Source organism: Methylocystis sp. Uni0008, assembly GCF_056838045.1.
Window position 1 is genome coordinate 3,328,692 of sequence record NZ_CM166370.1, and the last position, 22,480, is coordinate 3,351,171.

Here is a 22,480-nt window from a genome sequence, read left to right on the forward strand (position 1 = left end):
AGCGCATTAATAAAAAAACTCCGAACCATCGTCATAGTTTTGGACATCGCAATTTTCTCCCTTGAACTGCGTCGATCACAGACGCGGATCGCGACGCTGCCTTACGCCGAAAGCTGCTCTGCAAACAAAACGATCGATCGGATACGGCTTGATTGTTTACCCGGCGCGCATGGCCTTGCATGCAGACCAGCGTTGAATTCAAAAAAACAACTATTAGGCACAAGGTTAACCCTATTCGGCCTCTTCTGACAAGGCCAAGTGATAAGCGCAAGCTGTAGCTTAAAATGTCTCTTTCATATCTGGCGTTAGCAAGCCGACTTGTAGTTCCCGGAGATCGGGCGCGCTCATTAGCAAAGCTCTTCAGCAGCACGAGTTGGAAGCGGCCAAAATTGGACCGCTAATTTCTGGTTCGCTCGACCGGAAGGTCTCGCAGGGTCACATGCAATTTGCTCGAGGGGATTTCAATGACGCAGTTCACCGTCAACGCCGACCGCATCGACCCATACAAGAATTTCAAATTCCGCTTGAAGTGGGACGGACGCTATGTCGCCGGCGTCTCGCGCGTCGGGCCGCTGCGGCGCACGACCGAAGTCATCGAATATCGCGAGGGCTCGAGCCCTTCACTGGCGCGCAAGCTGCCGGGCGTCACCAAATTCGAGCCGGTCGTCGTCGAGCGCGGGGTCTCGCACGATCTCGAATTCGAGCGCTGGGTGAACAAGGTCTGGAGCCCCGACGGCGCGGCGGGGGCCGAATCTTCGCTCAAGGATTTTCGCAAGGACGTCGTCCTCGAACTCCTCAACGAAGCGGGCCAGGTGGCGATCGCCTATGTGATCCGCCGCTGCTGGCCGTCTTGCTTCGAGGCGCTGCCGGCGCTCGACGCCAATGGCTCCGCCGTCGCCATCCAGCGACTCGTGCTGGAAAACGAAGGCTGGGAGCGCGACGCTTCCGTCGCCGAGCCCGCCGAGCCGTCCTACGAGTGATTTCTCTGCGGACGGTCGTTGTGGCCCGGCGGCCCCAGCCGCGCTATGAAGGAGCGAGTCGGCGCTAACGCCGCGCGCATCGGGAGGCGGGGATGTATAAGAAGATTCTGGTCGCGGTCGATATCAGCGAGGCCGACGTCACGCAGCTCGCGCTCGAAGCGGCGGTGGCGCTCGCGAAAGTGGAGCAGGACGCGCAGCTGCGGCTCATCAACGTCCAGCCGCTCGTTCCGGTGGCCTTCATCGACTACATCCCGCCGAATTTCGACGAGGAGATGCGCGAGGCGACGGAAAAGGACCTCACCGCACTGCGCGCGAAGATTTCCTATCCGGCGGAGCGCATCTCCTCGATCGTGCGCTTTGGCGCCGTCTATCCGGAAGTGCTCGCCGAGGCCGAGGAATGGGGAGCCGACCTTGTCGTGGTCGGGTCGCACCGCCCGACGATGGCCACCTATCTCCTGGGCTCCAACGCAAAGACGATCGTGCGTCACGCCAAATGCTCGGTGCTCGTGGTGCGCAAATAGGCGCGGTGACACTCTCTTGGTCCGCCGCTAGACTTCGCCGATGCTCCGATTCGCGCCTATCGCGATTGCCTCGTGCCTCCTGTTCGCCGCCGGCGCAGCCGCGGCGAAAGCGCCCGCCGATGCGCGGCTGCTGAAGCGCGGGCGGGCGATCGCGCAGCAAAATTGCGGCGGCTGCCATGCGGTCGGCGCGCGCGGCGAGAGCGCCAATCCGAAGTCGCCGCCGTTCCGGCATCTCGCGCGGAAGTATCCACTGCATAATCTCGAAGAGGCGCTCGCCGAAGGCATCGTGGTCGGCCACGAGGGCGTGGAGATGCCGCCGTTCCGCCTCAGCGCCGGGCAGATCGACGCGCTGCTCGCCTATCTCGGCTCCATCCAGAAATAGCGTCTGGCGCGACTGCCGGCGCGAATGGACGCGATGGTTGATATTCCGATCGACAGGCTGTTCGCGGGTCGTCCGCGCGAGATCGCGCCGGGCCGCAAAAGCGCGATCCGCAAGGAGCCGCTTCCGCCGCCCTGGCGCATCGAGGCGGAGGGGCTTGTCGGAGATCGGCAGGCGGACCGGCGCCACCATGGCGGCGCCGAGAAAGCGCTGCACCACTATCCGCGCGAGCATTACGACGCCTGGCTGACAGATTTGCCGGAGCTTGCGCCCGAATGGCGTCCCGCCGCCTTTGGCGAGAACATCTCGACGCTCGGGCTCACCGAAGATTCGGTTTGCGTCGGCGACGTCTTTGCGTTCGGCGGCGCGCGCCTGCAGGTGAGTCAGGGGCGGCAGCCGTGTCTGACCCTCAATTTCCGGTTCGGCCGGCGCGATATGGCGCGGCGCACGCAGGAGACCATGCGCTGCGGCTGGTATTACCGCGTTCTCGAGCCAGGCGAGGCGCGCCCCGGCGATTCGCTGCGGCTCATCGCGCGGCCGCAGCCGGACTGGCCGCTCGCCCGACTCTACGCCTTGCTGTACGCGCGTGCGCGCGCCTTCGACGAACTCGCGGAGATGGCCGCGCTGCCGGAGCTTGCGCCGAACTGGCGCGATCTTGCGCGCCGGCGGATCGAAACGCGCAAGGTCGAAGACTGGACGCGCCGGCTTGGCGGATAGGCTGGCGGAGAGTAGGGAGTTCGCCGCCAGGCAGTTTGCGCTTTGGCTCGCCAAGAGCGGCGTTGGAGCCGCGTTCGAACCATGAAACTCGCAGGCGCGCGATGAAAGACGTGGACAGGAAGGAACACCCGACGGTGCGCCGAGCGTTGGATCTGATCGATCCAGTCGGCTACCTGCTGACCGAAGTCTTTCATCTTCTCGGACTCTTCGCGATCGGCGGCGCGACGGTCTGGGCGGCGGCGAAAGCCTTTTTCGAAATGACGACGAAGGGTCACGCGACGATCGAAGATCTGTTGCTGCTCTTCATCTATCTCGAGATCGGCTCCATGGTCGGCATTTATTTCCGCACCAACCACATGCCGGTGCGCTTCCTCCTCTATGTCGGCATCACCGCGCTCACCCGTCACATGATCGGCTATGTGCAGATGGAGTCGGTCCCGGACGTCGGCATACTGATCCTCGCGGGCGCGACGCTCATTCTCTCGCTCGCGGTCCTGACGATCCGCTACGCCTCGGCGCGATTCTCCTCCAAAGCCGGGGACGGCGTCGCCGAGTGAGTGGGTTTGTCCCCTCAGTTCTTCACCTTTGAGAGCGCGTCGCGGCAGTCTGGCGAGACTTCGTCCTTATGCGCCTGAAAACAGGCCAGGATGCGCCCGCCGCCGGGCATCACGTTGCTGCACAGCCGCGAATAATCCGCCTTGCACCTTTCCTTCACATCGTCGGGAATCTGGTTCCCGGGCAGGGCCTGCGCGGGCGCGAAGGCGAAGCAAAGGACGATCGGCAACAGGGTCAGGGAACGGCGCATTTTGACAATCCTGGGGTTGACGTTCCGGACGAAGGCGATCGCCCGATGGACGGATTGTGGCCCGCTCGGCGCGACCAGGGCAAGGGGGCCGATCAGCCGAGCGGCCGGTCGCCAGCCGCGCTTCAAATCGCCGCGCTTCGCCTTTGCGGGCGCGGCTTTGCGGGAGAGGCCGCTCTGGTCTAAGAGAAAGCGGCAAAAAGTTTGAGGAAAAAATGGCCGCAATACCGAACTTTGCATCGATTCCCTTCGCGCCCGTCGCGCCCGAGCAGGAGGCGAAGCCCCGCCGCTGGCTGACGCCGGAGGGGATCGAGGTGAAGAACGCCTATGGCCCGGAGGATGTCGAGGGTCTCGGCTTCGCCGACGGCTATCCCGGCGTCGCGCCCTATGTGCGCGGACCCTATCCGACCATGTATGTCGCCCAGCCCTGGACGATCCGCCAATATGCCGGCTTCTCCACCGCCGAGGACTCGAACGCCTTCTACCGGCGCAACCTCGCCGCCGGCCAGAAGGGCCTCTCCGTCGCCTTCGATCTCGCGACCCATCGCGGCTATGATTCCGACCATCCGCGCGTCATGGGCGACGTCGGCATGGCGGGCGTCGCGATCGACTCGATCTACGACATGCGCACCCTCTTCGACGGCATTCCGCTCGATCAGATGTCCGTGTCGATGACCATGAACGGCGCGGTGCTGCCCGTTCTCGCGCTCTTCATCGTCGCCGCGGAAGAGCAGGGCGTGCCGGCGGAAAAACTGACCGGCACGATCCAGAACGACATTCTCAAAGAATTCATGGTGCGCAACACCTACATCTATCCGCCCGAGCCTTCGATGCGGATCGTGTCGGATATTTTCGCCTACACCTCCAAGCATATGCCGAAGTTCAACTCGATCTCGATCTCCGGCTATCACATGCAGGAGGCGGGCGCCTCGGCCGATCTCGAATTGGGCTATACGCTCGCCGACGGCGTCGAATATGTGCGCGCCGGCGTCGCGGCGGGCCTCGACATCGACGCCTTTGCGCCGCGCCTCTCCTTCTTCTTCGCCATCGGCATGAACTTCTTCATGGAGGTGGCGAAGCTGCGCGCCGCGCGCCTGCTCTGGGCGCGGCTGATGAAGGATCTTGGCGCCAAGTCCGAAAAGAGCATGACGCTGCGCACCCACTGCCAGACCTCGGGCTGGTCGCTCACCGCGCAGGACGTTTACGTCAACGCCATCCGCACCTGCGTCGAGGCGATGGCGGCGACTCAAGGCCACACGCAATCGCTGCACACCAATGCGCTCGACGAGGCGCTGGCGCTGCCGACCGACTTCTCCGCGCGCATCGCCCGCAACACGCAGATCGTGCTGCAGGAGGAAAGCGGCACGACGCGCATCATCGATCCCTGGGGCGGCTCCTATTACGTTGAGCGCCTGACCGCGGAACTCGCCAAGCGTGCCTGGGCGCATATCGAAGAGATCGAGGCGTTGGGCGGCATGGCGAAGGCCATCGCCGCGGGCGTGCCCAAGCAGCGCATCGAGGAAGCGGCGGCGAAGACGCAGGCGCGCATCGACAGCGGTGCGCAAGTCGTCGTCGGCGTGAACAAATATCAGCCCGTCAACGACGCCAAGCCGAACGTGCTGAAGGTCGACAACGCCGCCGTGCGCGCCGCGCAGCTCGATAAGCTGAAGCGCCTTCGCGCGGAACGCGACGAGGCGAAGACGCAAGGAGCGCTGACCGCGCTGACCGAAGGCGCCACATCGGGCGCCAATCTTCTCGATCTCGCGGTGAAGGCGGCGCGGGCGAAGGCCAGCGTCGGCGAAATCTCCTTCGCGCTAGAGAAAGTCTTCTCGCGCCACAAGCCGAAGGCCAATGTGATTTCCGGCGTCTACGCCAAGGAGGCCGGCAAGGAGAGCGTTCAGGTCGGCCGCGTGGTCGGCATGACGCGCGACTTCGAGGACAACACCGGCCGCAAGCCGCGCATTCTCGTCGCCAAGATGGGCCAAGACGGCCATGATCGCGGCCAGAAGGTCATCGCTTCGGCCTTCGCCGACATGGGCTTCGACGTCGTCATCGGCGATCTCTTCGCGACGCCCGACGAGGTCGCTCAGAAGGCGAAGGAAGCCGACGTGCATATCGTTGGCGTCTCGACCATGACCGCCGGCCATCTGACGCTGACGCCGGAACTGCGCGACGCGCTAAAGCGCGCCGGGCGCGGCGACATAATGATGGTCGTCGGCGGCGTCATCCCGCCGGATGATTTTCAGGCCTTGTATGACTCCGGCGCGGCGGCGATCTTTCCGCCCGGCACCAATATTCCCGTGGCGGCCGAGAAGCTGCTGTATGAACTCAATATCCGTCTGGGCTTCGCGCAGCGCGAGGTGGCGAAGGCGGGGTAGCGGATCGATCGCAATGATCGATCCCGTCGTGCCCGCGCTTGTCGCGGGCATCCACGTTCAGCGCCGCACGATTACGTGGATGGCCGGGACGAGCCCGGCCATGACGTTCTCCCTCAATGACGCTAGATATGGCTAGGACAGGGAGAGCACGATGGACGAAGACGCTTTCAACATGGCCGTGCGGAAGTTCCTCAAGGAGGTGGGCGTCACCTCGCAGCGCGAGATCGAGCGCATCGTGCGCGAACATAAGGCTTCGGGCGACCGCTTGAAGCTGCGCATGACGCTGACGGCGGAAGACACGCCGCTCCACCACGTCGTTGAAAGCGAGATCGACGTTCGCTGACGCGGTCAGATCGTCGGCGGCTCGACCAGGCGGGCGGCTTCGGCGATCTCCGCCGCGAACGCCCGTATCTGCTGCTTCTCCGACTCGAGCGTGAGTTTCGCCTCGGCGCGCGCCAGGGCGTCGGCGGACTGGCGAAGCGCGGCCTTGCCGAAGGTCGTCGGATCGTCGCGCGTCAGACCGAGCAGAATTTTCTGCAGCCAGATCTGCACTTCGACCATCGCGGCGCCGTCGCGCGCAATGGGGCGAAAGAAATCCTCGAACATGTCGCCGACGTCGAGTGGCGGCAGATGAATATTAGGGAAGGTCACTTCCGCCGCGCTGCGCGTCTCCCAGAGAGCCAGAAGGCGGGCGCCGCGCGTGAGCACCTCGATGGCGGTGCCGGGATCATTGATCGCCGGCGAGAGGGCGCGTGAGGCGATTTCGCTGAGCACGATGAGGCCGAAGCGCGGATCCTGCTCGAAGGTTCGATTGTCGCCGATCGAGAACACGCTCCGCACCGTCTCGGTCAGCTGCTTGAGCCGCTCCTGATCGACATTCGGGCATGCGATGTAACAAAGCGGCTTGGTGCGATGCGCGAAGGAGCCCGGATTGACTTCGATCCACACGGTCGCGCCCGTCTCTTCGGCCGCCTCCTGCGCCGCTTTAAGATCCATGTGAAGGACATAGCCGGGCTGCTCGGCGTGGATCGGGGTGGCGCTCGCGGATGGCGGCGCCGTTGACGGATGGCATCCCAGATAGGGCGATTCGAGACGCTCCTTCAGCGCGTCGGCGGTGGCCTTTTCAACGCGCGGCAGAAGGTCCGAAAAACGGCCGAACTCGCGCAGCAGATCGATCCAGCGAATGAAATTCCAAAACATCAGCGCGATCACGATCAGCGTGACGAAAAACAGCAGAAGCCGTCCGGCGCCGCCGTAGACGCCCGCTTTCAGCGTGACGATTCCGACAAGGCTGAAGACGAATGCGCCGAGGAAGGTCGCGATGACCTTCTGGGACGTCTTTTCTTCGAGCAGAATCTGCGTTGCGCGCGGCGTTGCGCTGGACGCGGCGCTCGCGATCGCCGCCGCCATAATGCCGAGCGAGAAGGTCGACACCGCCAGCATCGAGGAGGCGAGGATCGTCAGCACGCTCTCGAGAGCGTCGGCGCCGAGCTCTCGGTCGAACCATTCCGGCACATGGCCGCGCAACAGAAAGGCGGCGAAGGCGGTGGCGCAGGCGACGATCGCGTAGAGCGTGACGCGCACCCACAGCTGCTGGAAAAAATGCGACAGCCGCCAGGCCCATTTGCGTTGCATGTCGCCTTCCCCTGAAGCGCCGCCCATCGCGCTCGAGAGGAAAGTAGCGCGCGCCCCCGCCTCAAGCCACAACGGGTCAGTTTTCAGTAGGGCGCGTGATGAGGCGCGCGGCGGGGAAAAGAGAAACGCTGGTCAGGGCGCCGTCGTATATCCGGTTCGGTCGCGCCGTCACGAACTGCCTTGCGCGTTTTTGGAGAGGAAAAAAGAAAAGGATTAGCCGCGCTTCCACAATGCGGTCGTTTGGCGGAAAACCCGCCTTGCGCCGGCAGGCCTTTCCGCGGCGCAGCGCAACCACGGATTTCGTGATTGCGCTGACTTCATTCGCCCGATGCGTGCTCAGGCCCGATGCACGAACCGTCACCAGCAGGTGCAGCCGCCGCCATAGCCATAATAGCCGGGGTAGGCTGCGCCGTAGTAGCCGGAGCCGTAATAGCCGTAGGGGGCGCTCGCCGCCGCGCCGAGCGCCAGTCCGGTTGCGAGGCCCGCGACGCCGAGGCCCCATCCGCCGCCGCCATATCCCCAGCGTCCCCAGCCGGGGCGCCGCCATCCGCCATAGCCCCAGTAACCGGCGCCGCCCCATCCCGAGCCCCAGCCCCAACGATGCCAGGCGGAGGCGGGAGTGGAAACAGACAGCGCGCCCGCGATCGTCGCTGCGGCGAGGGCCGTCGTAAGCAGCTTGCGTGAGCTTTTCATTGTGGAATCTCCAGATCCTTGCTGACGCCGCCCCGGCCACACCGCGTAACGCGAGACCAGTTTGCTTGTTCCCTCAATGGGCGAAGGTGGTTGCGGCGGGGTCCGTCGCCGACGTAACCAAGCGAACTTCCTTGACCTCAAGATGCGCCTGCGCTATCTGGCGCCTCTCGCGTGCGCGCGCTCGCGGGGGAGTAGCTCAGTTGGTTAGAGCGCCGGCCTGTCACGCCGGAGGTCGCGGGTTCGAGCCCCGTCTCTCTCGCCATGGCCCGCCTAACTTATAATCTTCCCCAATCGCCGTTCCTGAGCTTGTGACAATGGCGTTGTCATAGTCAGGCCGTTGTTCGGCTAGCGATCAGATCAAACATATGCGCGAGTCATCGTGCGCGCTATGCGAGCGCTGCGACTGCCTGCATCCGCTTTGTCACGCCTCTTTGCCTTTCCTTCGCGCCTGCATTAAGCGTCGCGCCATATAGGGAGACGAACGTTGGACGATGACATGCGCAGGCGGCGCATCCGGGTGCGCGCCTGGCGGCGAGGCATGCGCGAAATGGACATTCTCATGGGGCGCTTCGTGGACGCGCGCGTCGAAGCGCTTCCGGCGGCGGCGCTCGCCGAACTCGAGGCCCTGCTCGACCTGCCGGACGACGCGGTCTTCCGGTGGCTGTCCGGGGCTGAACAGCCCCCCGCCGAGCATGACACCCCGCTTCTGCGGCAGATCATCGCCTTTCACCGCCATGACGGGCCGATTCATTGAGCGCGGCCGCGACAAAGCTCAAGAAGGCCGCGGCGGGGATTGAGGCCGCGCGCTCGGGGCTCATCAAGGGCGACAACCTGATCTTCGCCCATGCGCCGGACGGCTTCGACGCCTTCGTCAGCGCCGATCTTGCACGGGTTTTGGCGCGCGAGGCCGAGGGGCGGGCGGCCGTCTTCGTCCATGTCGCGCGCGACGCGGCGCGTTCGGCGGCCTTCCGGGCCGCCCTGCGCTTCGCCAATCCCGACGCCGAAATCCTCGACATTCCCGGCTGGGACTGCCAGCCCTACGACCGTGTGTCGCCGCACGCCGGCGTCGTCGCGCGGCGCATGACGGCGCTTTCGCGCCTCACCCGCGCCAAATCCTCGGTCGAGCGGCCGCGCGTCGTCACGACCACGATCGACTGCCTGCTGCAACGCGTTCCCCCGCACAAGCTTGTCGCCGCCGAAAGCTTCGCCGCCGCCCCGGGAAACGTCGTAAAGCTCGACGATCTGGCGCTCTGGCTCGAGGCGAACGGCTTCGTGCGCGCGAGCACCGTGCGCGAGACGGGCGAATATGCGCAGCGCGGCGGCATCGTCGATCTTTATCCGCCGGGCCTGCCGGCGCCGATCCGTCTCGATTTCTTCGGCGACACGCTCGAGTCGATCCGCTCCTTCAATCCGGACACGCAACGTGCGACGGGGCAGCTGCGCGCGCTCGACCTGACGCCGATGAGCGAACTGCGCCTCACAAGCGAAACGATGCGCCGGTTCCGGCAGTCCTACGCCGCGCGGTTTGGCGGCCGGACGCGCGGCGACGCGCTTTACGAGGCGGTGAGCGAAGGTCGGCGCTTCCACGGCATGGAGCATTGGCTGCCACTCTTCTACGAGCGGATGGATACGCTCTTCGATTATCTCGGCGACGCGCCGATCTTGCTCGATGCGCTGGTCGATGACGCCGCGACGGAGCGCGTCAAGCAGATCGAGGATTATTACGACGCGCGCAAATATGCGCATGATCTCGACCCCGCCGCCTCGAACTACAAGCCGCTGGAGCCGCGCGAACTCTATCTGTCGATCGGGGAATGGCGCGGGGCCATCGAGCAGCGCGCGGCGGCGCAGTTCTCGCCCTTCGCGGCGCATGAAGGCGAGAAGGCGATCGACTGCGGCGCGCGGCCCGGCCGCGACTTTGCGCCGGAGCGCAATACGCCGGACGTGAATGTGTTTCAGGCGGCCGCCGACCATGTCGAGAAGCTGCGCGACGACGGGGTGAAGGTCGTCGTGGTCGGCTGGTCGGAAGGCTCCTGCGAGCGGCTTGGGCATGTGCTCGCCGAACATGGGCTGCAGGATCTGCCGCGCGTCGCCTCGCTTCCCCAGGCGCTGTCGCACGCCGTCGCCATCGGCGTCCTCGGAATCGAGCGCGGTTTCGAGACAGACGGCTATGCGGTTCTGGGCGAGCAGGACATTCTTGGCGATCGCTTCGTCCGCCGCCGCCGCGCGCGCAAGCCGAGCGAAAATCTGCTGGGCGAAGTCGCCGCGCTGTCCGCCGGCGATCTCGTCGTGCATGTCGATCACGGCATCGGCCGCTTTGTCGGCCTGGAGACGATCTCCGCCGCCGGCGCGCCGCATGATTGTCTCGAACTCCACTATGCGGGCGGCGACAAGCTCTATCTGCCGGTCGAGAACATCGAACTCCTGACGCGCTATGGCGGCGAGGACGCCGAAGCGCAGCTCGACCGGCTGGGCGGCGCAGGCTGGCAGTCGCGCAAGTCGCGGATGAAGAATCGCATCCGCGAAATGGCGAAAGGCCTGATAGAGATCGCGGCGCAACGGCAGCTGCGCGAGGCGCCGAAACTCACGCCGCCGGAAGGACTCTACGACGAGTTCTGCGCCCGCTTTCCCTATGACGAAACCGAGGATCAGCTCGCCGCTATCGAGGCGACGCTCGACGATCTTGCCGCGGGCCGGCCGATGGATCGACTCGTTTGCGGCGACGTCGGATTCGGCAAGACCGAGGTCGCGCTGCGCGCGGCCTTTTGCGCCGCCATCAACGGCAAGCAGGTGGCGGTCGTCGCGCCGACGACTTTGCTCGCGCGCCAGCACTACAAGACCTTCACCGAACGCTTCGCCGGCCTGCCGGTGCGAGTCGGCCGGCTGTCGCGCATGGTCGGCGCCGCCGAAGCGCGCCAGACCAAGAAGGACCTCGCCGACGGGCGAGTTGAAATCCTCATCGGCACCCACGCCGTGCTCGGCAAGACCGTGAGCTTCAAGGATCTCGGACTCGTCGTGATCGACGAGGAGCAGCATTTCGGCGTCGGGCATAAGGAGCGGCTGAAGGAATTGCGCGCCGAGGTGCATGTGCTGACGCTCTCGGCGACGCCGATCCCGCGCACGCTGCAGCTCGCCATGACGGGCGTGCGCGAGCTTTCGATCATCGCCACGCCGCCGATCGACCGGCTCGCTGTGCGCAGCTTCGTTTCGCCCTTCGATGCGCTGATCGTCCGCGAGGCGCTGCTGCGCGAGCGCTATCGCGGCGGCCAGGCCTTTTTCGTTTGTCCGCGCATCGACGACCTCGAAGAGGCCGCCGCCTTTCTGCGCGAGAACTTGCCGGAATCGAAGTTCATCATCGCCCATGGGCAGATGAGCGCGAGCGAGCTCGAAGACAAGATGTCGGCCTTCTACGACGGCAAATTCGACATTCTACTGTCGACGACGATCGTCGAATCGGGTCTCGACATTCCGCGCGCGAATACGCTCATCGTCTGGCGCGCCGATATGTTCGGCCTCGCGCAGCTCTATCAGTTGCGCGGCCGCGTCGGCCGCTCGAAGCTGCGCGCCTACGCAATCTTCACCACGCCGGCCAACCGCACGATCACGCCGCAGGCGCAAAAGCGTCTCGACGTGCTGCAGTCGCTCGATACGCTCGGCGCAGGATTCCAGCTCGCGAGCCACGATCTCGACATCCGCGGCGCAGGCAATCTGCTCGGCGAAGAGCAGTCGGGCCAAATCAAGGAAGTCGGTTACGAGCTTTATCAGCAGATGCTCGCCGACGCGATCACGCTGCTCAAAGCCGGCATAGAAGAGCCGCAGGAGGAGGCCTGGTCGCCGACGATCGCCATCGGCGCGCCGGTGACGATACCCGAAGACTACGTTGCCGATCTGACGCTGCGCCTGCAGCTCTATCGCCGTCTGTCGACGCTCGAAACGGATCAGGACATCGAGTCGTTCGCCGCCGAGATGATCGACCGTTTCGGCCCGATTCCGCCGGAGGTGGAACAGTTGCTGGAGATCGTCGCGATCAAGGCGCTTTGCCGGCGCGCGCATGTCGAAAAGATCGACGCTGGCCCAAAGGGCGTCATCGTCGCCTTCCGCGAAGACAAATTCGCCAATCCCGCCGGGCTCGTGCGCTTTGTCGCGGAGCAGGGGACAGGCGCCAAAGTTCGTCCCGACATGCGCGTGGTGTTCATCCGCGAATTCGACAGTATGAAACAGCGCCTCGCGGGAACGCGCCGACTTCTGCGCACCCTTGTCGAGATCGCGGAGAAGAAGGCGGCTTAACAGCTCGTTTCGCTGTTGCGAGAAGAATCGTCGACGTGTGAGATGCGCTCGCAAAGGCGCGGGACAGCTTTCAATATTCGCGCGCTCGCGCGTGACGATTCGCCTATCGCCGAGCGGCGTGATCTGTGACAAAGTTGCAGACGTTCAACGGCGCCTGGCGTTCGCTAGGCGCGCCAAATGCGCGAAGCCCCACAAATGATTCGTCGCGCCTGCGCCGAATGGAGCATTCGCGATAACCATCGCCAGGGAGGGCGCCCATGACGACGCGGAAACAAACCTCGCGCGGAAAAATGCTTGCGGCGAGCGCCGCCGCTTTGCTCCTCGCCGCCGGATTCTCCGCGGCGCAGGCGCAACAGAGCGGCGCCGATCACGGCGGCATGGACCACAGCAAAATGGACCACGGCGCGATGCAGCATGGCGGCGCCGCTGCGCCGACGCAGTGGGCGGACCCAGGCAAGGCTCAGTCGGGCGCCTCTGAATCCGGCAAGGCCGAAGAGCAAAAAGGCGACACAGGCAAGGCCAACGAAGGTCATGCAGGCCATCATGGCATGGGCGGCATGATGGGCGGCGGCATGGGCCATGGCGGCGGCCAGAGCGGCGGCGGCATGGGAGGCATGTCGGGTATGGACCATGGCGGCGGTCAAAGCGGTGGCGGCATGGGCGGCGGCATGGGGGGAATGATGGGCGGCATGTCAGGCATGCACGGCGGCGGCAAAGGCGGCGGCATGGGTGGCGGCATGGGTGGAATGTCGCATTCCGGCGGCGGCATGATGAACAAGATGGTCTGCGGCTTCGCTGAACATCTCGATGGGCGGCTCGCCTATCTGAAGGCGGAATTGAAGCTGACGGACACGCAGACGAGCCCCTGGAACGCCTTTGAAGAGGCGTGGCGCGCCGTCGCGCAAAAGGCCAAGCAAAAATGCGACGCCGCCGACATGCGCATGGATCATTCGAAGCCGGAAGTGTTGAACCAGCTCACGATGATGGAAAACCATATGACCGACCATCTCGAGGTCGTGCGCGCGCAGAAAGCCGCCATCGAGTCGCTCTTTACCAGTTTGAGCGATGAGCAGAAGAAGACCGCGAATGCGACGCTGACCGGCATCATGAAAGTCGGCAAATCCATGAGCGACATGATGGGCGGCGGCATGGGTGGAATGATGGGCGGCATGTCGCATTCCGGCGGTGGAATGGGCGGCATGGGCGGAATGGGCGGCATGCAGCACTGATCACAGGAGATAATCCCCGGCTGGGCGTGGGCCCAGCCGGGGGGATGGGTTCTGATAATTTCTTTTTAAAGATTGACGGCGTTCAAGAGAGCGCCCCGAAGCCTCTACTCCACCGAAAACTCACGCATCATGCCCGCGTCCTCATGTTCGAGGTTGTGGCAGTGATACATGAAGCGACCCTTGAAATCGCCGAACGGTTTGACGATCCGCAGGCGTTCGCCCGGCGCGACGAGCACGGTGTCCTTTAGGCCGCTGTCGATGAAGCCGTCGCGGATAGAGGCGTAAGCGTCCTCATCGCCCTCGAAGCTGCGCTCGACGATCTCGAACTGCTGGCCGTGCAGGTGGATGGGATGCGCCATCGACATCATTCCCATCATGCCCATGCCGCCGCCCATTCCCATTCGGCCCATGCCCATTCGGCCCATGCCCATTCCGCCCATTCCGCCCATTCGGCCGCGCATCATTCCGCCGCCCATGCCGCCCATTCCCATGCCCATGCCCATGCCCATGCCGCGCTCATGGAAAATTTCGATGAGCTGCGTGGTGTCCACGGGAATGCGCTCCTGGGGCTGCAGGTCGTCGTGACCGTAGGGCCGCCCGTTCAGGAGCATGGCCATGTGCGCCATGGTGATGGCGATCGGGATGGGATTGTCGAGATTGGCGACGTCTTCCCTGCGGATGCGCCGGATCGTCGAGAGCCTCTCGGGAAGCTTCCACGAGTCGTTCGAAGTCCTTGTCACGCGCGCCGTGAACAGGGGGAATTCCTCGCCCATCGCGAGATCGCTTCCCATCATGCGCTGCGCCATGGGCGGAACGAGGCCGTAGAACTCGCCGCTCAGCATCGTCAGTTTCGCGCCTTGCGGACGGCCGCTGAAATCGACCAGGAGATCGACGCGCTCGGCGGGCGCGAGCATCACATAGGGACGCTGTTCCGGCTTCTCTAACAATCCGCCGTCGACGCCGATGACGGTCAGCGGAGTCCGGTCGTCCCAGCACAGCTTGTAGATTCGGGCGTTCGAGCCGTTGAGGATCCGAAGCCGATAGGCGCGGCTCGCGACGTCGAGCGCGAAATTGTGTTGTCCATTGACGAGCGCGTGGTCGCCATAGAAGCCGAACATGCTCGTATGCATGTCGCCGCCATAGGCGAGCTGATTGTCGCGGTCGAACGACCGGTCCTGGATGACGAGCGGAATCTCGAATTCGCCGGAAGGCAGACCAAGCGCGCGCTCTTCGTCGTCCTCGACGATGATTGCGCCAGCGAGGCCGCGATAGACCTGCGTCGCGGTCTTTTCATGCGTGTGCGGATGATAGAAATACATGCCGGCGCGATTGCGGATCTCGAACTCATAGACATAAGTCTCGCCCGGATCGATCGCCGCTGCAGGATGGCCGTCCATCAGCATCGGCACATGCAGCCCATGCCAATGGGTGATCGTTTCTTCCGGCAGTTCGTTTCGCAGCCGGATGCGGACCTTCTGTCCTTTCGAGAAACGCAGCAGCGGGCCGAGATAAGCATCCGGCGCCGCCGTCAGCGCGTTTGGCGGACCTTTGATGAGATTGCCGGAGTAGCGCCACACGCGCGTGGGCGCGCCGGTCAGGATCCGCGCCTCGTCGCGCTTGCAGATCAGGTCGAGGTCGACGTCAGGGGTAAAGGCGTCGGACGCCCGGTTCGGCGGGAACCGGCGCATCCCGTGACCCTCTCCAAAAGCCGAACCGGCGGTCGCCGCCGCTGCGCCGGCGGCGAGCAGAAATCCCCGCCGCGACAATGGCCTGAAGCGATCCATCATGCCCCCTTAGCGGCGTTCGAGCGCCGCTTAAATTAGATGCTTCTTATATAAACGCCTCTCTAACCATTGATAACTGCGGCAAAAGGCGTCATCGTTTTCACGGGGGCGCGTTTTCGTTTAAAGGCGGCTATAATTCCGCGAGTGGCGCGGCCCGATCACCTACCCAGATCGACGATGCAAACAGCGGCGGCGCTGGAGCGCGGCTTTCCTTCGCTATGAACGACAGCAGCGGACAACATGCCTCCAGCGCGACCCTGGCCGTTGATTTTCTGCGGCGACGTCGCGGCGCTTTCGTGCGCCCGCGTTTCCTGCTGTTTCTGTTCCTGGTTCTCCTCGCGCATCTGTGCGTGCTGGCGTTCCTGCTCTGGCAGGATTGGCGGCTCGCACGCGAAGCCCCGGCCGTCGTCGAGGAAATCCAGGTCGAGGTGATCGCCGAACCGCCGCCCCCGCCGCAGCAACCCCCTGCGCCCGAGGCTGAAAAGCCGCCGGAGGAGCAAAAGCAACAGCAGAAGCCGCCCCCGCCGCCGCTCGAGGACGAAAAGCCCGCGTTCGACGCCCCCGAGGCCGAGAGCAAGACCAAGTCCGACGTCAACGCGCCTGAGGAGAAGGACCTCAAGACTCCGAAGAACGCCTCCGAGAAGGACGCGCCCAAGGACGAGAAGCCTCAGGGCATGAAGGACGGCGAGGACGAGGACGCAAAGGCGAAGGCGCCCGAGGAGGCCAAGGAGGCCCCGCCCGATGAAAAGAGCGACGCCGAGATCATCGAGCGGGCCGCCCCCGAAGCCAAGCCGCAGGAGAAGCCGGACCCCAATGAGAAGGGGCGGGTCAAGAAGGGCGAGGCGAACTCCATCGCCGATCAGCTCGCCGCGCTCGCGCCGATCCCGGACTACAAGCTCGCGGCGCCGCGCAAGTTTTCGCCAGTCGGCGGCGGCCACGCGAAGACCACCTATCTGACGATCCTCTACGGCATGATCATGCCGCACATGCGCATTCCTCCGCGCGTGCGGGGAAGCGGAATAATCGGCAGGGGCGCGGTCGTGTTCTACATCGACGAGTCGGGGAATCTCACCCATCAGGCTCTGCAGCAATCGAGCGGCGCGCCCGATCTCGACGCCGCCGCGCTCGCCGCGGTGCGCCGGGCCGCGCCTTTCCCGCCGCCGCCGCGGGGTCTGCCGCGTTCGATGCTGTTCAGCTACGCGACGAAGTAGCGCCTGCGGCTCTCTTGGAACGCCCGACTAAATCAGCGCGATCGCCGAGACGAGACGCCCGTAATCAGGCTCGCGGCGGTGAACGCTGCGGCGGTAGCTGAAGCAGCGCGCCTCATCCGCGTAAGTGTCGACGCCGAGGTCTTCGAAGGAAGCGACGTCCAGCGCTTCGACACGCGAGGCGATAAAGCCCGGCAGATTGAAGGTCGCGTGGCCCTCGCGGTCCGTCGGCGTAAAGAAGCGCACGAAAGATTCGTCCGCGTCGCGAAACCGCGCCACGAATTCCGGCCCGACCTCATAGCTCGTCGCGCCGATCGCCGGTCCGAGCGCGACATGGATGTCAGAACGCCGCGCGCCCTGCGTTTCCATCTCTGTGACGGTGGCTTCAATCACGCCGCCCAGCGCGCCCTTCCAGCCGGCGTGGCAGGCGCCGATGACGCGCGCCTTCGCGTCGGCGAAAAGCAGCATGCCGCAGTCCGCGCCGGTGACGCCGAGCGCGAGCGAGACTTCCGCGGTGACCACGCCGTCGCAGCGCGGCCGCGCTTCCGCGCGCCACGGTTCGCGCACGGCGCGCGCATCCGCGGAATGGATCTGAAACGGCACCAGCAGGCGCTCGGCGTCGACCCCGAGTCGCGCCGCCATGCGGGCCCGGTTCTCCTCGACATGCGGCGGCGCGTCGCGCGAGCCGACGCCGCCGTTGAGCGAGGCGTAGACGCCTTCGGACACGCCGCCATCACGGGTGAAAAAGGCGTGGCGCAGGTTGGGCAGGCTGAGATTTTGCGCGGTGAGCGCAGGCGTATCGACCGTCATCGCGCCGATGTTACACGAAAAATCCCGGCAGGTCGGGCATTTCGGGATGAGTCACGGCCATCACCTTGAACAATCCGCCCATCTGACGCCGCGCGTCGTCAACCCCGGCAAGGCGTTCGAAGGCGTCGACGATAGCCTGCGCCTGCTCAGGCGTCGCCTTTTTGGACAAGGTCTCGGCGCGTCGTTCGATGCCAAGCTGCAGCAGAAAATGCGCCTGCGTCACAGGGCCCAACACCTTGGCGCCGCGCGCCCGCGCGGCGCGCGCGAGAGCCGCGAAATCGACGTGCGCGGTCAGATCCGCCTCGCCCGGCGCCGCCAGCGGATCGACATAGGCGTGGCGGGACACCGCCTGCAAGCTGTCGCCGAGGGACGTCTGTTCGTAGCCATAGTCGATGAGCAGCAGCGCGCCGCCGTCTGCGACGATCCTCGTGGCGATGTCGCCCATCAGCTCCTGCCCTGCGGCGTTGACTTCGATGATCGACCCGTCGCGCGCTGGAACGTTCAGCGTCGTCTCAATCTGATCGGACAGCCCGTAGGCGAGTTCGCCCTGAGCGTCGAGGCCGACGAGCTGTTCGCGCCAGCCGCCAGCGGTCTTGACGAAGTGCCTGACCGGCAGCGCGTCGAAGAACTCATTGGCGAGAATGAAGGCCGGTCCGGGCGGCGTCTCGTCGAAGTTCAGATGCCACTGCACCGGCTTTGCGGCTCTGGCGAGCGTCTGGCGCTGCGTTTCGCGCAGAACCGGACTGGTCTCGACGAGGTGCACGCTCACGGCCGAAAAGAAGTTCGGCGCAATCGGCGTCACGCGCAGCACGTCGGACATCAGCGTGCCGCGGCCGGGTCCGAGTTCGATGAGCCGCGCTTCACTCGGCGCACCCGCCGCACGCCACGCTTCCGTGACCCAGACGCCGAGCAATTCGCCGAACATCTGGCTGATCTCCGGCGCGGTGACGAAATCGCCGTTCGCGCCGAAAGGATCGCGCGTCATGTAATAGCCGTAGCGCGGATGGGTCAGGCAGAGCGACATGTAGCGCTCGAGCGTCATCGGACCGTCATGCGCAATCGTCTCGACGATCTCTCTCTTTAAGGCGCTCATGCGGTCGCGCTCCTCGGGCGCAGGGCGAACATGATCGCCGCGACGCCAAGCAAAACAAGCGGCGCGGAAAGCGCCATGCCCATGGTCAGACCATTGGGAAGCGCTTCCTGCACCGGATCGGGTTCACGAAAAAATTCGCAGAAAATGCGGGCGAGACCGTAGCCGACGCCAAAGAGTCCGGTGACGAGTCCGGGGTGCTTCAGCGCGCCGCGCCGCGCCGCAAACCATAACAGCAGGCCCAGCGCCACGCCTTCGAGACCGGCTTCATAGAGCTGGCTCGGATGGCGCGCAATGTCGCCGGCGCCGGGAAAGACCATCGCCCAGGGAACGTCGGTCTCGCGCCCCCACATCTCGGGCTTGATGAAATTGGCGAGGCGGCCGAAGAAAAGGCCGATCGGCGCGACGGCCGCGCAGACGTCGCTCGCGGTGAGGAGCGGAACGCCGCTGCGGCGGGCGTATAGGCCCATGCCGATCATCGCGCCGATAAGGCCGCCGTGAAAGGCCATGCCGCCTTTCCATGTCTGAAAGATCTCCAGCGGATGCGCCAGGTAAAAAGCCGGATCGTAGATCAGCACATGTCCGAGGCGCCCGCCGATGATGACGCCGAAGGCGAGAAAGACGAGAAGATCGTCGAGAGACTCTCGGGTTGGCCGTGGCTGGCCGCGGCTCCACAGCGCGTCGTTGGAAACGAGCGCGCGCGCGCCGAGCCAGCCGAAGATGAAGCCGCCGATATAGGCCAGCGCGTACCACCGCAGCGGTAAGGGGCCGATGTTCACGGCGACAGGATCGACCATCGGAAAGGGAAGCACGAAGATCGGCATCAAGTAGGTCCGGGCGCGGGCGCGCGATTCGAACCTACACGCCCAGCCTGTCTTTTACCTGCCGCCCTTGAGGATGTCATGTCCCGGCGGGCGCACGCGCAAGCTGGCAATCACGCCGCCATTTTCTGCGGCATGAACCGCCCGTAGAAGGTCTCGCCCTTGGCCGCCATGTCGCGCAGCAGTTGCGGCGGCTCGAAGCGCGGTCCGTATGTCGCGGCGAGCTTGTCGCAGAGCGCGACGAACGTCTTCGCGCCCATGAAGTCGATATAGGAGATGACGCCGCCGGTGAACGGCGCGAAGCCGAAGCCGAGAATGGAGCCGACGTCGGCCTCGCGCGGATCGGTGACGACGCCTTCCGCCATCACGCGCGCCGCTTCGATGGCCTGCGTCACGAGAAAGCGCTGCTTCATCTCGGCGACGTCGAGCGTGTCGGGATCGAGCTCATTTTGCGCCAGCGCCGAGAGGCCGGGCCAGAGACTCTTCGTCCCATTGGCGTGATAGTCGTAGAAGCCCTTTGCGTTCTTGCGTCCGAAGCGGCCGTTTTCCTCGACTATGAAGCGCAGCACGCGCTCCTGCGCAGGGTCGACGGAGCCTTCGCCGAGGTCTTTTTTCGTCGCCTGCAGGATTTTCCAGCCCAGATCGAGCGCCACTTCGTCATTGAGGGAAAGCGGCCCGACCGGCATGCCGGCCATGCGGGCGACGTTTTCGATCATCGCCGGCGGCACGCCGTCGACGAGCATGATCTGCCCCTCGCGCACGTAATTCAGCACGCAGCGATTGGCGAAGAAGCCGCGCGAGTCGTTGACGACGATCGGCGTCTTCTTGATGACGCGGACGAAGTCGAGCGCCGTCGCCAGCGCGCGGTCGCTGGTTTTCTTGCCGAGGATCACTTCGACGAGCAGCATCTTCTCGACCGGCGAGAAGAAGTGAATGCCGATGAAATTCTCCGGTTTCTGCGCGGTCTCCGCGAGCGACGTGATCGGCAGGGTCGAGGTGTTGGAGGCGAAGATCACGTCGGCGCCCACGACATCCTGCGCGCGCTTCGTCACGTCCGCCTTGACGGCGCGATCCTCGAACACCGCCTCGAGCACGAGATCGCATCCCTTGAGCGCGCCGTAGTCGTCGGTGGCGACGACTCGCGCCATCAGCGCATCCTTGTCGGCGGCGGTGGCGCGGCCCTTGGTCACCGACCCCGATATCAGCTTGTCGATCGTCGCCAGCCCCTTGTCGGCGCTCTCCTGATCGCGGTCGACAAGGACCACGTCGAGCCCGTTGAGCGCTGAAACATAGCCGACGCCCGCGCCCATGAAGCCCGCGCCGATAATGCCGATCTTCTTGAGATCGGTCGGACCGACGTCCTTGGGGCGATGCGCGCCCTTGTCCAATTCGTTCTTGGAGAGAAACAGCGAGCGGATCATCGCCGCCGCTTCCTTCGAGCGCAGAATATGCGCGAACCAGCGCGACTCGACGGTCAGCGCCTGGTCCATCGGCAATTGCAGGCCCTCATAGACGGCGTGCAGAATGGCCTTGGCGGCGGGATAATTGTCGTAGGTCTCCCGACGATAGATGGCGTTGGCGGCGGGCCAGATCATCATGCCTGTCGGCGAGAACACCCTGCCTGAAGGATTCTTGAACTCCTTGGCGTCCCACGGAGCCTGCGCCTTGCCGCCATTGGCGATGAAGGCGCGCGCGCGATCGACGATCTCGGCTTTCGGCGCGATTTCGTGCACGAGCTTGGCGCCGAGCGCCGCTTTCGGCTTGATTTGATCGCCCCTGAACAGGAACTGCAGCGCGTCGCCGGTCTGCATGATGCGCGCGACGCGCTGCGTGCCGCCGGCGCCTGGGAAGAGGCCGACCTTGATCTCCGGCAGGCCGACTTTCGTCTTCTCGTCATCCGCCATCACGCGATAGTGACAGGCGAGCGCGAGTTCGAAAGCGCCGCCAAGGCACACGCCGTGAATGGCGATGGCGAAAGGTTTGCCGCAGGTCTCCAGCTTTCGATAGAGCAGCGACAGTCGGCGCGAAAAATCGAAGAACTGCCTGTTCGCCGCTTCTTCGCCTTGCTCCTTCAGCGCCTTGGCGTATTGCGCGGCGCCATGCTGCAGCATGGAAAGATCGGCGCCGCCCGAGAAGGCGCTCTTGCCCGAGGCGATGACGCAGCCTTTGACGTTGGGATCAGCGACGACGGTGTCGATGATCTGCTCCAGCTCGTCCATCACTTCGGGGGTGATGACGTTCATCGAGCGCTCGGGCATGTCCCAGGTCGCAAGCGCGACGCCGTCGGCGCCTGTCTCGAAGCGGAAATTGACGAGGTTCATCTGACGATTCCCTTCAGCGCCTTGCGCGCGCACTTTGCTATTCCGAGCCGCCTTGCGGCAGCCAAGGATTGACGAGATCAATGTCGAGAGTGCTGAAGTCCTTCATATTTCTGGTGACCAACGCAAGGTCGTGAACTCGTGCCGTGGCGGCGAAGAAAGCATCTATCGGGTGGAGTCCGATACCGCCTATTCTCGCCTTCGCCATCAACTCTCCCCATGCTTCCGCTATCGTTGGGGTCACGTCGAGAATGTGGTCATCAAAACGGTTGCGCAGATCATGCCGGATCCACGCGTCAAGCTCTGTTTTTCGCCGTCCCTCCGCGAGTAGGGCGACGCCGCGTCTCAACTCGCCGAACGTAACGGCAGAAACATAAGTTCGATCTTCGTCTACGTATCTCGCCCACTCGACCACATTCTCATCCGGACGCGGCCGCTTGAATTCCGACAGAACATTCGTGTCCAGAAGATAGTTCACAGTTCGATGTCACGCGGTTCGCATGAGACCCGCTCCAGATCAATTTCGGACCCTCGCAGGGGCGAATTGAGCAGAAAATCCGCCAGCGTCCCCTTTCGCTTCGTTTTTCGTTCCCACTCTTCAATCCCGACGACAACAGCGGTTTCTTTCCCGTTGCGGGTGATCGTTTGGGGGCCTTCCGTGCGAGCCTTTTCCAGCACGGTCGAAAGATGCGCCTTGGCGTCGGCGACCGTCCACGGCGTCCCCGCCTTCGCCTTTCGGGAAGCGGACTTCCGCCTGCTGGCGATGCCCTTCGTTGTCATACTCTTTGGCATAGCCGTTGCCCTCAAATGACCATAGTAGTCACTATA

The 22,480-nt window shown here is 64.5% G+C and carries 21 protein-coding genes and 1 tRNA gene; 12 read left to right on the plus strand and 10 right to left on the minus strand.

Translation table 11 applies throughout. The annotated features are described in order from the left end of the window. Positions 1 to 464 precede the first annotated feature (464 nt). From AC0X69_RS16610 to AC0X69_RS16630, 5 genes are all read left to right on the plus strand, one after another. Entirely contained in the window at positions 465 to 980 is a 516-nt protein-coding gene (locus AC0X69_RS16610; RefSeq protein WP_482608945.1) for a phage tail protein, read from the plus strand. A 92-nt stretch (positions 981 to 1,072) separates the two neighbouring features. Then, positions 1,073 to 1,501, plus strand: coding sequence for a universal stress protein (locus AC0X69_RS16615; protein ID WP_482608947.1), 429 nt, complete (start codon positions 1,073 to 1,075; stop codon positions 1,499 to 1,501). A 40-nt stretch (positions 1,502 to 1,541) separates the two neighbouring features. Further along, entirely contained in the window at positions 1,542 to 1,883 is a 342-nt protein-coding gene (locus AC0X69_RS16620; RefSeq protein WP_482608949.1) for a c-type cytochrome, read from the plus strand. 33 nt (positions 1,884 to 1,916) lie between these two features. Further along, positions 1,917 to 2,597, plus strand: coding sequence for an MOSC domain-containing protein (locus tag AC0X69_RS16625; RefSeq protein WP_482613423.1), 681 nt, complete (start codon positions 1,917 to 1,919; stop codon positions 2,595 to 2,597). Positions 2,598 to 2,698: 101 nt separating this feature from the next. Beyond that, the gene (locus AC0X69_RS16630; RefSeq protein WP_482608951.1) at positions 2,699 to 3,154 is read left to right on the plus strand and encodes a phosphate-starvation-inducible protein PsiE; all 456 of its coding nucleotides are present in this window, start codon (positions 2,699 to 2,701) and stop codon (positions 3,152 to 3,154) included. Positions 3,155 to 3,168: 14 nt separating this feature from the next. On the opposite strand, the gene AC0X69_RS16635 is transcribed toward AC0X69_RS16630, so the two are convergent. Then, the gene (locus AC0X69_RS16635; protein WP_482608953.1) at positions 3,169 to 3,528 is read right to left on the minus strand and encodes a cysteine rich repeat-containing protein; all 360 of its coding nucleotides are present in this window, start codon (positions 3,526 to 3,528) and stop codon (positions 3,169 to 3,171) included. Between the two features lie 86 nt (positions 3,529 to 3,614). Between AC0X69_RS16635 and scpA the strand changes: the two genes are divergently transcribed. After that, positions 3,615 to 5,777, plus strand: coding sequence for a methylmalonyl-CoA mutase (gene scpA, locus AC0X69_RS16640; RefSeq protein ID WP_482608955.1), 2,163 nt, complete (start codon positions 3,615 to 3,617; stop codon positions 5,775 to 5,777). A gap of 151 nt (positions 5,778 to 5,928) precedes the next feature. Further along, positions 5,929 to 6,120 (plus strand): DUF6494 family protein, encoded by a 192-nt coding sequence (locus tag AC0X69_RS16645; RefSeq protein ID WP_482608957.1) that lies wholly within the window; start codon positions 5,929 to 5,931, stop codon positions 6,118 to 6,120. A gap of 5 nt (positions 6,121 to 6,125) precedes the next feature. Here the strand turns inward: AC0X69_RS16645 and AC0X69_RS16650 are convergent, their stop codons facing one another. Continuing rightward, on the minus strand, positions 6,126 to 7,412 hold the full coding sequence (locus AC0X69_RS16650) for a DUF2254 domain-containing protein (protein ID WP_482608958.1): 1,287 nt from the start codon (positions 7,410 to 7,412) through the stop codon (positions 6,126 to 6,128). Positions 7,413 to 7,769: 357 nt separating this feature from the next. Further along, complete coding sequence (locus AC0X69_RS16655; RefSeq protein ID WP_482608959.1) at positions 7,770 to 8,105, minus strand: hypothetical protein; 336 nt, start codon at positions 8,103 to 8,105, stop codon at positions 7,770 to 7,772. A gap of 185 nt (positions 8,106 to 8,290) precedes the next feature. Between AC0X69_RS16655 and AC0X69_RS16660 the strand changes: the two genes are divergently transcribed. The 4 genes from AC0X69_RS16660 to AC0X69_RS16675 all read left to right on the plus strand — a co-directional run bounded on the left by AC0X69_RS16660 (position 8,291) and on the right by AC0X69_RS16675 (position 13,621). Continuing rightward, a tRNA-Asp gene (locus AC0X69_RS16660) sits at positions 8,291 to 8,367 on the plus strand. 276 nt (positions 8,368 to 8,643) lie between these two features. Then, the gene (locus tag AC0X69_RS16665; protein WP_482608960.1) at positions 8,644 to 8,859 is read left to right on the plus strand and encodes an FAD assembly factor SdhE; all 216 of its coding nucleotides are present in this window, start codon (positions 8,644 to 8,646) and stop codon (positions 8,857 to 8,859) included. Continuing rightward, the gene (gene mfd, locus AC0X69_RS16670; RefSeq protein ID WP_482608962.1) at positions 8,856 to 12,392 is read left to right on the plus strand and encodes a transcription-repair coupling factor; all 3,537 of its coding nucleotides are present in this window, start codon (positions 8,856 to 8,858) and stop codon (positions 12,390 to 12,392) included. The genes AC0X69_RS16665 and mfd overlap by 4 nt, the downstream gene beginning before the upstream one ends. 257 nt (positions 12,393 to 12,649) lie before the next feature. Next, positions 12,650 to 13,621: a Spy/CpxP family protein refolding chaperone gene (locus AC0X69_RS16675; protein ID WP_482608964.1), complete on the plus strand. Its 972-nt coding sequence runs from the start codon at positions 12,650 to 12,652 to the stop codon at positions 13,619 to 13,621. 104 nt (positions 13,622 to 13,725) lie between these two features. Here AC0X69_RS16675 and AC0X69_RS16680 read toward each other — a convergent pair whose 3' ends face one another. After that, on the minus strand, positions 13,726 to 15,408 hold the full coding sequence (locus AC0X69_RS16680) for a multicopper oxidase family protein (protein ID WP_482608966.1): 1,683 nt from the start codon (positions 15,406 to 15,408) through the stop codon (positions 13,726 to 13,728). A gap of 215 nt (positions 15,409 to 15,623) precedes the next feature. On the opposite strand from AC0X69_RS16680, the gene AC0X69_RS16685 reads away from it, so the two are divergent. Further along, on the plus strand, positions 15,624 to 16,616 hold the full coding sequence (locus AC0X69_RS16685; RefSeq protein WP_482608968.1) for a TonB family protein: 993 nt from the start codon (positions 15,624 to 15,626) through the stop codon (positions 16,614 to 16,616). Positions 16,617 to 16,643: 27 nt separating this feature from the next. On the opposite strand, the gene AC0X69_RS16690 is transcribed toward AC0X69_RS16685, so the two are convergent. From AC0X69_RS16690 to AC0X69_RS16715, 6 genes are all read right to left on the minus strand, one after another. Next, a complete protein-coding gene (locus AC0X69_RS16690) occupies positions 16,644 to 17,423 on the minus strand; it encodes a purine nucleoside phosphorylase YfiH/LACC1 family protein (RefSeq protein ID WP_482608970.1) in 780 nt (259 codons plus the stop codon). A 10-nt stretch (positions 17,424 to 17,433) separates the two neighbouring features. After that, positions 17,434 to 18,516 carry a class I SAM-dependent methyltransferase gene (locus AC0X69_RS16695; protein WP_482608972.1) on the minus strand — a complete coding sequence of 361 codons (1,083 nt, stop codon included), beginning with the start codon at positions 18,514 to 18,516 and terminating at the stop codon, positions 17,434 to 17,436. Then, entirely contained in the window at positions 18,513 to 19,337 is an 825-nt protein-coding gene (lgt, locus tag AC0X69_RS16700; RefSeq protein WP_482608974.1) for a prolipoprotein diacylglyceryl transferase, read from the minus strand. The genes AC0X69_RS16695 and lgt overlap by 4 nt, the downstream gene beginning before the upstream one ends. 110 nt (positions 19,338 to 19,447) lie before the next feature. Next, the gene (locus AC0X69_RS16705; protein ID WP_482608976.1) at positions 19,448 to 21,655 is read right to left on the minus strand and encodes a 3-hydroxyacyl-CoA dehydrogenase NAD-binding domain-containing protein; all 2,208 of its coding nucleotides are present in this window, start codon (positions 21,653 to 21,655) and stop codon (positions 19,448 to 19,450) included. Between the two features lie 37 nt (positions 21,656 to 21,692). Further along, a complete protein-coding gene (locus AC0X69_RS16710) occupies positions 21,693 to 22,130 on the minus strand; it encodes a type II toxin-antitoxin system VapC family toxin (protein WP_482608978.1) in 438 nt (145 codons plus the stop codon). Then, positions 22,127 to 22,444: a type II toxin-antitoxin system Phd/YefM family antitoxin gene (locus AC0X69_RS16715; RefSeq protein ID WP_482608979.1), complete on the minus strand. Its 318-nt coding sequence runs from the start codon at positions 22,442 to 22,444 to the stop codon at positions 22,127 to 22,129. The genes AC0X69_RS16710 and AC0X69_RS16715 overlap by 4 nt, the downstream gene beginning before the upstream one ends. Positions 22,445 to 22,480 lie beyond the last annotated feature (36 nt).